The following is a 6,923-nucleotide window of genomic DNA, read 5'->3' as shown; positions in this document are numbered from 1 at the left end:
TGCTGATCGCAGCCGGCCGGCAGAGCGTGTTTCCGGCCCTCGCGGTGAGGCGGGCCAGCGGTCATCGGACGCGCCTTGTGCAAATATTTAGTCCCGGCGTCAACCCGCGGCGATTCGACCTGATCGTGACGCCGCGCCATGACGGCCTGGCCGGCCCCAACGTCTTCGCCACCCATGGCGCGCTGAACCTGATCACCCCGGCCCGCCTCGCGGCGGCGGCGGCGGAATGGGGGCCGCGCCTGGACCATCTGCCGCGACCGCGCGCCGCGGTGCTGATCGGCGGCAGCAGCAAATCGGTGGCGGTGCCGGCCGGCGCCCTGACCCGACTCGCCGACCAGCTGGCCGAGCTGGCGCGCGCCGGCACCGGGCTGATGGTCACCACCAGCCGGCGCACGCCGCCGGACGAGGTCGCGGCGCTGCGGGCCGCGCTGGACGGGCTGCCGGCCTGGATCTGGGACGGCGAGGGACCGAATCCCTATTTCGGCTTCCTGGCCCTGGCCGATGCCGTGATTGTCACCATCGACAGCGTCAACATGACGTCGGAGGCCGCGACCACCGGCAAGCCGGTGCTGGTCGTGCCCTGGGCCGAGCTGGCGCCGAAGCACCGCCGCTTCCAGGACGCGCTGGCGGCCGAGGGCGCCACCCGCCCCTTCGCCGGCCGGCTGGAGCAGTGGACCTATCCGCCGCTGGACGACACGGCACAGGCCGCCGCCCGGGTGCGGGCGCTGTTCGAGACCGCCTGAGCCTGCCCCGGATGCACCCCAGGCCAGCGCCGCCTTGCCGTGGCATCCGCCGGTGTTTATCTATCGGTGACCCCTTTTCGCAGCGGATATCGCAGCCATGCCGGCCACCCATCGCACCAAGGTCCTGATCATCGGTTCCGGCCCGGCCGGCTACACCGCCGCGATCTATGCCGCCCGCGCCAATCTGGAACCGGTGATGGTGCAGGGGCTGCAGCCCGGCGGCCAGCTGACCATCACCACCGATGTCGAGAACTATCCCGGCTTCGCCGACGTCATCCAGGGCCCCTGGCTGATGGAGCAGATGGAAGCCCAGGCCCGGCATTGCGGCGCCAAGATGGAGTTCGACCTGATCACCGAGGTCGACTTCTCGCGCCGGCCGTTCCTGTGCAAAGCCGATTCCGGCACGGTCTACGAGGCCGATTCGGTGATCATCGCCACCGGCGCCCAGGCGCGCTGGATGGGCCTGCCGAGCGAGCAGCACTTCCAGGGCCGCGGCGTTTCGGCCTGCGCCACCTGCGACGGCTTCTTCTTCCGCGGCAAGGAGGTCGCCGTGATCGGCGGCGGCAATTCCGCGGTCGAGGAGGCGCTGTACCTGACCAACCACGCCACCAAGGTGACGCTGGTGCATCGCCGCGACCAGCTGCGCGCCGAGCGCATCCTGCAGGACCGGCTGTTCGCCCACCCGAAGGTCGAGGTGGTGTGGAACCACACGGTCGAGGAGATCGTCGGCGCCGGCATGCCGGAGACGGTGACCGGTGTGCGCCTGCAGGATACCAAGACCGGTGCCGAGACCGTGCTGCCGGTCGACGGCGTCTTCGTCGCCATCGGCCATGACCCGGCCACCGCCGTGTTCAAGGGCCATGTCCGGATGGACGCCGATGGCTATATCCAGACCGCACCGGATTCGACCGCGACCGACATCCCCGGCGTGTTCGCCGCCGGCGACGTCAAGGACCGGGTGTATCGCCAGGCGGTGACCGCCGCCGGCATGGGCTGCATGGCCGCGCTGGAGGCCGAACGCTTCCTGTCCGAGCATGCCGGCACCGGCCACCTCGCCCGAATCGCCGACCGAGACACCCGGCCCTCGCCGGCCGCGGTCGAGCAGAAGGCCGCCGTGGCGGGCTGATCCCCGCCCGCCTTCTCCGTCCTTTCCAGGCTCATCGGGCCCGGTCCCGCATGCCCTTCTGAAGCCCGAAGGGCCTGCCCTGGGCTCATGGGTCGGCCCCCAGCCATGCGGGGGCTTCGGCCGCGGGCGCAACAATTGTTCCTGTCGCGACCAAGCTTCGCTTGCGTTGGATCGGGGGTGACCGTCATAGTGTATATAGTGTGAGTCGCAGGCGCGACGCCGAGCGCTGGTATATCGACCATCCCGCCCCTGTCGCCCGCGCAAGAAACGAACGGGTGTCGAAGAATGGATTGGGACAAGCTGCGCGTATTCCACGCCGTTGCCGACGCGGGCAGCTTTACCCATGCGGGCGAAAAGCTGAACCTCAGCCAATCGGCCGTCAGCCGGCAGATCAGCGCCCTCGAGGAAAGCCTCAAGGTCCCGCTGTTCCACCGCCATGCCCGCGGCCTGATCCTGACCGAGCAGGGCGAGCTGCTGTTCCGCACCGCCCGCGAGGTCTTCGCCAAGCTGTCGATGACCGAGGCGCAGCTGAGCGAGAGCAAGGACCATGCGCGCGGTCCGCTGAAGATCACCACCACCGTCGCCTTCGGCTCGACCTGGCTGACGCCGCGGGTGCGCGAGTTCCTGACCGCCTTCCCGGACATCGACCTGTCGGTGCTGATCGACGACGAGGAGCTGGATTTGGGCATGCGCGAGGCCGACGTGGCCATCCGCATGACGCCGCCGCGGCAGCCGGACCTGATCCAGCGCCACCTGATGACGGTGAAGATCCACATCTTCGGGTCGGTCGACTATCTCAAGCGCAACGGCATCCCGCAGACGCTCGATGACCTGAACAAGCATTCGATCATCATCTATGGCGAGGATGCGCGCGGGCCGATCGCCGACATCAACTGGCTGGCCCATGTCGGCAGCCCGCCGCCGGGCGGCCGCAAGATCGCGCTGCGGGTGAACAACCAGTACGCGATCTACCGCGCCGTGCGCAGTGGCCTGGGCCTGGCCGCCCTGCCCGACTTCATGGTCGACCCGACGCTGAACGTGGTGCGGGTGCTGCCCGAGGTCACCGGGCCGACCACCGAGGCCTATTTCGTCTATGCGGAAGAGCTGCGCCACTCCAAGCGCATCTCGGTGTTCCGCGATTTCCTCGTCCGCAAGGTGGCCGAGAGCAAGTTCTGACACCCGCCGCACCACCCCTATTCGAGGCCTACGGGCCGCGCATAGGGGTGCTTGCGCGTTTTCCCACCCCCCTCGACCTGAGAAAAAGACGGCAAACGCCTGAAATCTGTGCAAAAGGCCACGGAAAAGTGGCGGATTTCCTGGGGTTTTCCTCGCCCCCAGCGAGCTATGCAATGCGCGCATAAAAGCAATGGTAGAAACTGGTTACCATTCGCTCACAGAATGCCTATCTTAGGAGCGTTCGTGCTGCAGCGCAGCAAGAACAAGGGTCCAGCACTGCTGGCTCCTTGCGTCTCCCAGACGTGAAGCCTCCCTGTTTGACTCGGGCCGGAACGCGTTTCCGGCCCTTTTTTTGTGCAGAATTTGCCGCGACGAAAAAGGCGGCATGCTTTTGCAGCATGCCGCCCGTTGAATCGCCCACCCACCGCAGGGTCGGCCCTCAAGTGTAGAGGCGCTCGCCCTCCAGCCCCTTGTAGAGATCGGCAACGTAGTCGCCATAGCCGTTGTAGAGCAGCGTCGGCACCCGCTCGCCGGTGCCCAGCACCCGCTCCATCGCCTGGCTCCAGCGCGGGTGTGGCACCGCAGGGTTCACATTGGCCCAGAAGCCGTATTCGGTGGATTGCAGCTTTTCCCAGAAGCTCACCGGCCGCTCGTCGGTGAAGCTGAAGCTGATGATGCTCTTGATCGACTTGAAGCCATACTTCCAGGGCGTGACCAGCCGCAGCGGCGCGCCGTTCTGCTTGGCCACCGGCTTGCCGTAGAGGCCGGTGACGACGAAGGCGAGCTCATTGGTCGCCTCGGCCATCGTCAGCCCCTCGATATAGGGCCAGGGGTAGAAGAACTGGCTGAAGCCCGGCGCCGTGTCGTTCTGGAACGTTTGCATGCGTACATACTTTGCCGAGCCCGTCGGCTTGGCGTAATCGATCAGCGCCTTCAGCGGAAAGCCGGTCCACGGCACCGCCATCGACCAGGCCTCGACGCAGCGGTGGCGGTACAGCCGCTCCTCCAGCGGCATGGCGCGGATCAGGGTGTCGATGTCGACCTCCCGCTCCTGCTCGACCATGCCGTCGATCTTGACCGTCCAGGGCCGCGTCTGCAGGTCCTGCGCCGCCTCCCAGACGTCCTTGTCCGAGCCGAACTCGTAGAAGTTGTTGTAGGTGGTGACGTCCTTCTCCGGCGTCAGCGGGCGGTCAAGCGTGTAGCGCGGGTTCTGCTTGGCCGGGTAGAGGTCGGCGGTCGGGTCCGCCGCGTCGGCCGCATAAGCCGGGTGCCGCCCCATATCGGCGGCGGTGACGAGGCCGGTGGTGGCCAGCAGCCCGGCACCGAAGCCCATCGCCTGCAGCAGGCGCCGGCGGTCGAGATAGACCGATTCCGGCGTCGCCTGGCTCTCGGGCAGCTGCCAGCCCGGCTTTCGCTTGATCAACATCGGCATGCTTCCTTCCACCGCCCGGAACGAGAGGGCCGCAGAGCGGCCTGAGACAAGACCGCAGAACGGTCTGACCTCCAGTTCGCAGCAGGAGGCGCCGTTGTTACCGCGACCCTTCGATATAGGGCGCCAGGGCGCCCAGCAACGCCGCATGCGTCGGCGTTTGGACGCCGGCCCCGGCGCCGAGCCGAACCACCGCGCCGGACAGCCACGGCAGTTCCAGCCGACCACCGGCCTCCAGATCCTGTTGCATCGAAGTGCGCATGACAGCCGGCAGCCGGTCGAAGGCGGCCAGGGTCCGTTCGGCGAGATCATCGGCCAGCGCCACCCCGCGAGCACGGCCGAGCGCCACGATCTCCGCAATCGCGGCGATCAGCAGCGCACGCGTCTCCGGCACGGTGCGGATGACGCCGAAGGGCTGGCGCGCCGCGGCGCCCACCCCGGCCGCGGCGGCCAGGAAGGCGAACTTCTCCCACAGCACCGCTTCGATGCGGTCGGTGGCGCCGCCGCCGATCTCCGCGGCCCGGCACAGCACGTCGAGCGCCTGGACCGTCGTGCTGGTGGAGCCGTTGCGGTGGCCGAAGGCCAGGCGGCGGATGGTGCCGGTCTGGCGGATCACGCCCGGCGCCTCGATCCGCGCCGCGACATGGGCAACGCCGTCCAGCACCTCCGGCCCGGGCAGCGCGGCAGCCACGATGTCGGCGGCCTCGACGCCGTTCTGCAGCGGCAGCACCAGCGTGCCGGGGCCGACCAGGGGCCGGCAGGCCGCCGACGCCGTGGCGAGATCCCAGAGCTTGACGGTGAGGATGACGAGATCGACCGGGCCTATCGCGGCCGGGTTGTCGGTCGCGGTGACCGGCGCGCTGGACAGCGTCGCCCCGGTCTCGTCGCGGATGGTCAGGCCCTGTTCCTGCAGCGCCTGGAGATGGCCGCCGCGGGCGATGAAGGCGATGTCCGCCCCCGCCTGCTGCAGCGCCGCCCCGAACACGGCGCCAACGCCGCCCGCCCCGATGATCGCGATGCGCATGGTCTGGTCTCTCCTGCCCCGGGCCGGGCTGGATCCGGCCCGGGGATGGTCAGGTCAGCGCAGCGCGGCGCAGGCACGCTGGATGCGCTCGCCGGCATCCTGCAGCGCCGAGGTCGCGGTGGCGTAGGAGATGCGGAAGAACGGTGCCAGGCCGAAGGCCGAGCCCTGCACCACCGCCACGCCTTCGGATTCCAGCAGGTAGGTGACGAAATCCTCGTCGGTCTCGATCACCTTGCCATCCGGCGTCTTCTTGCCGAGCGTGCCGGCGCAGGACGGGAAGACGTAGAAGGCGCCTTCCGGCCGGTGGCAGGTCAGGCCGGCCGACTGGTTCAGCATCGACACGATCAGGTCGCGGCGCTCCTGGAACACCACGTTGTTGCGCGGGATGAAGTCCTGCGGGCCGTTCAGCGCCTCGACCGCCGCGGCCTGGCTGATCGAGGACGGGTTCGAGGTCGACTGGCTCTGCACCTTGGCGATGGCCTTGATCAGGTCGGGCCGGCCGGCGGCGTAGCCGATGCGCCAGCCGGTCATGCAATAGGCCTTCGACACGCCGTTCAGGGTCAGGGTGCGATCGTACAGCTTGGGCTCGACCTGGGCCGGGGTGACGAATTTGAAGCCGTCATAGACCAGGTGCTCATACATGTCGTCGGTCAGGACATGCACATGTGGGTGGCGCAGCAGCACGTCGGTCAGCGCCTTCATCTCGGCGAAGCTGTAGGCGGAGCCGGTCGGGTTCGACGGCGAGTTCAGGATCAGCCACTTGGTCTTCGGCGTGATCGCGGCCTCGAGGTCGGCCGGCTGCAGCTTGAAGTTCCTCTCCGCCGGGCAGGTCACCGGCACCGGCGTTCCGCCGCACAGCAGCACCATGTCGGGATAGCTGACCCAGTACGGCGCCGGGATCACCACCTCGTCGCCCGGGTCCAGCGTGGCCAGCAGCGCGTTGTACAGCACCTGCTTGCCGCCGGTGCCGACCGTGACCTGGTTCGTTTCGTACTTCAGGCCGTTCTCGCGCAGGAACTTGGCGGCGATCGCCTTCTTCAGCTCCGGCGTGCCGTCGACCGCGGTGTATTTGGTCTTGCCGGACTGGATCGCGGCGATCGCGGCCTGCTTGATGTTGTCGGGCGTGTCGAAGTCCGGCTCACCGGCGCCGAGGCCGATCACGTCGCGGCCGGCGGCCTTCAGCTCGGCCGCCTTGGTGGTGACGGCAATGGTCGGCGACGGCTTGACGCGGGCAAGCGAGGCGGCGAGGAAGGCCATGGTTCCGGGTCCCGGGAAATGAGGAAAGCCGGCGACCGTAGCCCCGCGCGGCGCCCGGCGACAAGCCGAAAGCCCTGCGAAAATTCGTCCCCCCGCCCGCGCCGGACGCGGAGGGTGGTGCTTGCGGGAAGCCACTGGCTGACATCCGCAGCGTGTCCTATATTAAGG

At 68.4% G+C, this 6,923-nt stretch carries 6 protein-coding genes; 3 read left to right on the top strand and 3 right to left on the bottom strand.

Going from position 1 to position 6,923, the window contains the following annotated elements; genetic code table 11:
- From AC3XYG_RS10190 to AC3XYG_RS10180, 3 genes are all read left to right on the top strand, one after another.
- On the top strand, positions 1–743 hold a 743-nt coding region (locus AC3XYG_RS10190; RefSeq protein WP_489139714.1), incomplete at its 5' end, for a mitochondrial fission ELM1 family protein.
- 97 nt (positions 744–840) lie between these two features.
- On the top strand, positions 841–1,869 hold the full coding sequence (gene trxB / locus AC3XYG_RS10185) for a thioredoxin-disulfide reductase (protein WP_489139713.1): 1,029 nt from the start codon (positions 841–843) through the stop codon (positions 1,867–1,869).
- Between the two features lie 285 nt (positions 1,870–2,154).
- Positions 2,155–3,045, top strand: coding sequence for a LysR family transcriptional regulator (locus AC3XYG_RS10180; RefSeq protein WP_489139712.1), 891 nt, complete (start codon positions 2,155–2,157; stop codon positions 3,043–3,045).
- Between the two features lie 439 nt (positions 3,046–3,484).
- Here the strand turns inward: AC3XYG_RS10180 and msrP are convergent, their stop codons facing one another.
- From msrP to AC3XYG_RS10165, 3 genes are all read right to left on the bottom strand, one after another.
- Positions 3,485–4,477, bottom strand: a complete 993-nt coding sequence (gene msrP / locus AC3XYG_RS10175; RefSeq protein WP_489139711.1) for a protein-methionine-sulfoxide reductase catalytic subunit MsrP — start codon at positions 4,475–4,477, stop codon at positions 3,485–3,487.
- A 97-nt stretch (positions 4,478–4,574) separates the two neighbouring features.
- Positions 4,575–5,498 carry a ketopantoate reductase family protein gene (locus tag AC3XYG_RS10170; RefSeq protein ID WP_489139710.1) on the bottom strand — a complete coding sequence of 308 codons (924 nt, stop codon included), beginning with the start codon at positions 5,496–5,498 and terminating at the stop codon, positions 4,575–4,577.
- Positions 5,499–5,552: 54 nt separating this feature from the next.
- The gene (locus AC3XYG_RS10165) at positions 5,553–6,755 is read right to left on the bottom strand and encodes a pyridoxal phosphate-dependent aminotransferase (protein WP_489139709.1); all 1,203 of its coding nucleotides are present in this window, start codon (positions 6,753–6,755) and stop codon (positions 5,553–5,555) included.
- Between the last annotated feature and the right edge of the window lie 168 nt (positions 6,756–6,923).

This window comes from Inquilinus sp. (genome assembly GCF_057815775.1).
The sequence above is the reverse complement of the archived record's forward strand: the minus strand, read 5'-3'. Positions and strand labels throughout refer to the sequence as shown.

Excerpts from the sequence above, each read along its gene's own strand:
- AC3XYG_RS10165 (WP_489139709.1), bottom strand. The coding sequence starts at position 6,755 with ATGGCCTTCCTCGCCGCCTCGCTTGCCCGCGTCAAGCCGTCGCCGACC.
- msrP (WP_489139711.1), bottom strand. The coding sequence starts at position 4,477 with ATGCCGATGTTGATCAAGCGAAAGCCGGGCTGGCAGCTGCCCGAGAGC.
- AC3XYG_RS10170 (WP_489139710.1), bottom strand. The coding sequence starts at position 5,498 with ATGCGCATCGCGATCATCGGGGCGGGCGGCGTTGGCGCCGTGTTCGGG.
- trxB (WP_489139713.1), top strand. The coding sequence starts at position 841 with ATGCCGGCCACCCATCGCACCAAGGTCCTGATCATCGGTTCCGGCCCG.
- AC3XYG_RS10180 (WP_489139712.1), top strand. The coding sequence starts at position 2,155 with ATGGATTGGGACAAGCTGCGCGTATTCCACGCCGTTGCCGACGCGGGC.